The sequence below is a fragment of the Bradyrhizobium sp. NAS96.2 genome, from assembly GCF_001908235.1.
Lineage (GTDB): Bacteria > Pseudomonadota > Alphaproteobacteria > Rhizobiales > Xanthobacteraceae > Bradyrhizobium.
On record NZ_LGHK01000360.1, the window covers coordinates 1 to 1932 of the forward strand.

The 1932-nt window shown below is 64.8% G+C and carries 2 protein-coding genes; one reads left to right on the top strand and one right to left on the bottom strand.

Annotation, left to right across the window (positions count from 1 at the left end; all coding sequences use genetic code 11):
* Window positions 1-333: 333 nt before the first annotated feature.
* Complete coding sequence (gene pyrE / locus AC628_RS41255) at window positions 334-897, bottom strand: orotate phosphoribosyltransferase (protein ID WP_057019495.1); 564 nt, start codon at window positions 895-897, stop codon at window positions 334-336.
* Window positions 898-1122: 225 nt separating this feature from the next.
* Here pyrE and AC628_RS41260 point away from each other — a divergent pair, with 225 nt between their 5' ends.
* Window positions 1123-1749 carry a glutathione S-transferase family protein gene (locus AC628_RS41260; protein ID WP_074132531.1) on the top strand — a complete coding sequence of 209 codons (627 nt, stop codon included), beginning with the start codon at window positions 1123-1125 and terminating at the stop codon, window positions 1747-1749.
* The last annotated feature ends 183 nt before the right edge of the window (window positions 1750-1932 follow it).

Genomic DNA, 1932 nt, shown 5'->3' on the forward strand with positions numbered 1-1932 from the left:
ATCGCGAGCGCCGTTTCCTGCGCTTTGCTCCGCCGCATGCGCGGCTCCGCGTCGCACAGCAAACGGCGCAGACAGCACCACGATGACCGGATATTGTCAGCCATCAGCCCGGTCCAATATGTCAGGCATCAACCCGGTCGGACACCGCGATGGGACTCGTGGAAAGAGCCCCCACCCGGATCGCATCTGACGATGCGATCCGGCCTCCCCCGCAAGCGGGAGAGGCGAAGCGAGCTCGCGGATCGACCCAGTACGGTCGCTCAACAGTTGTAAGCGAGCAGAGAGTCCCCAGCGCATTCCCCGCAGGAGCGGGGCGAGGGAGAATAGAAAGTCTCAGTCCTTCAGGAACTCGCCGGCCTTGTAGAGCGCGCGGAATTGCAAGCCGGCTTCGGCGAAGGTCTCGGTCGCGCCTTCCTCGCGGTCGACCATGGTGAAGACCAGCGCGATCTCGCCGCCGGCCTCACGCACCGCTTCCACCGCCTTCAGCGCCGAGCCGCCTGTCGTGGTGACGTCCTCGACGATGACGATGCGCTTGCCCGCCAGACTCTCGCCCTTGGCGAGCCCTTCGACTGAAAGCTTCGCGCCGTGCTCCTTCGGCTTCTTGCGCACGAAGAAGGCGGCGATCGGGTGGCCCTTCAGCCAGGACAGCTGCGCGATGGCGCCGGCGAGCGGCACCGCGCCCATCTCGAGCCCGCCGACGAAATCGAGCTTGTCGTCCTTCAGCGCCTCATAGGTGAGCTCGGCGAGCAGCGCCGCGCCCTCGGGATCGAGCATTGTCGGCTTCAGGTTGAAATAGAAGTCGCTCTTGCGGCCCGACGCCAAGGTGATCTCGCCGCGGCCGAACGAGCGCTTGCGGATGATCTCGGCGAGGCGGGCGCGGGAGGCTGATTTGGACAAAGACTTTTTCCCTTGAGGGTTTGAGGCGGGCGGCAATCTATCCACGCTGACCGGCACATTCCAGCGCGGATATGCGCCCGTCAACAGCGCCCACGCCGCGATTTCCGCGGGCGAGCTTTCCGGAAAGCGCGGTTGTGCGGCCGTCTCGATCCCCGTAAGCAGGCCGAAACGCTCGGCCAGACACTCGGCTAAACATTTGGCCAAACACTTGCGAGGGAAGCGGAAATGACCATCGAGCTGCACACCTGGAACACGCCGAACGGCCGCAAGATCTCGGTGGCGCTCGAGGAAATGGGGCTGCCCTACAAGGTGATCCCGGTGAACATCGGCAAGGGCGAGCAGATGGCGCCCGCCTTCCTCGCGATCAGCCCGAACAACAAGATCCCGGCGATCGTCGACCCCGATGGTCCCGGCGGCAAGCCGGTCAGCATCTTCGAGTCCGGCGCGATCCTGCTCTATCTCGGCGAGAAGACCGGCAAGTTCCTGCCGAAACCGCTCACCGAGCGGATCCCGGTCTATGAGTGGCTGATGTGGCAGATGGGCGGTTTCGGCCCGATGCCGGGCCAGGTGCATCATTTCATCGCGCTGGAGAACGAGCAGGACCGCGCCTACGGCCTGAAGCGCTACATGGCCGAGACGCGGCGGCTCTACGGCGTGCTGGACCGCCGGCTTGAGGGGCGCGAATTCGTCGCCGGCGATCTCTCGGTGGCCGATTTCGCCATCCTCGGCTGGGCCTGGCGCCATCCGCGCCACAAGGTCGAGCTATCAGACTTCCCCAACGTCAAGCGCTGGTACGAGACGCTGATGGCCCGCCCCGCGACGAAGCGCGGGATGGAGGCGAAGCTGGATTGAGGGGCGCTGAATCGTAGGATGGGTAGAGCGAAGCGAAACCCATCATCTCAACGCACGGCACGAAGTTGATGGGTTTCGCTGCGCTCTACCCATCCTTGTAATAGCGCGATCGGCTATCGTCGGCATATTCCGAGAGGAATGGCCTGTCGCGGTTAGCGGCCGCGACAGGCCGCTGGCGGTCGG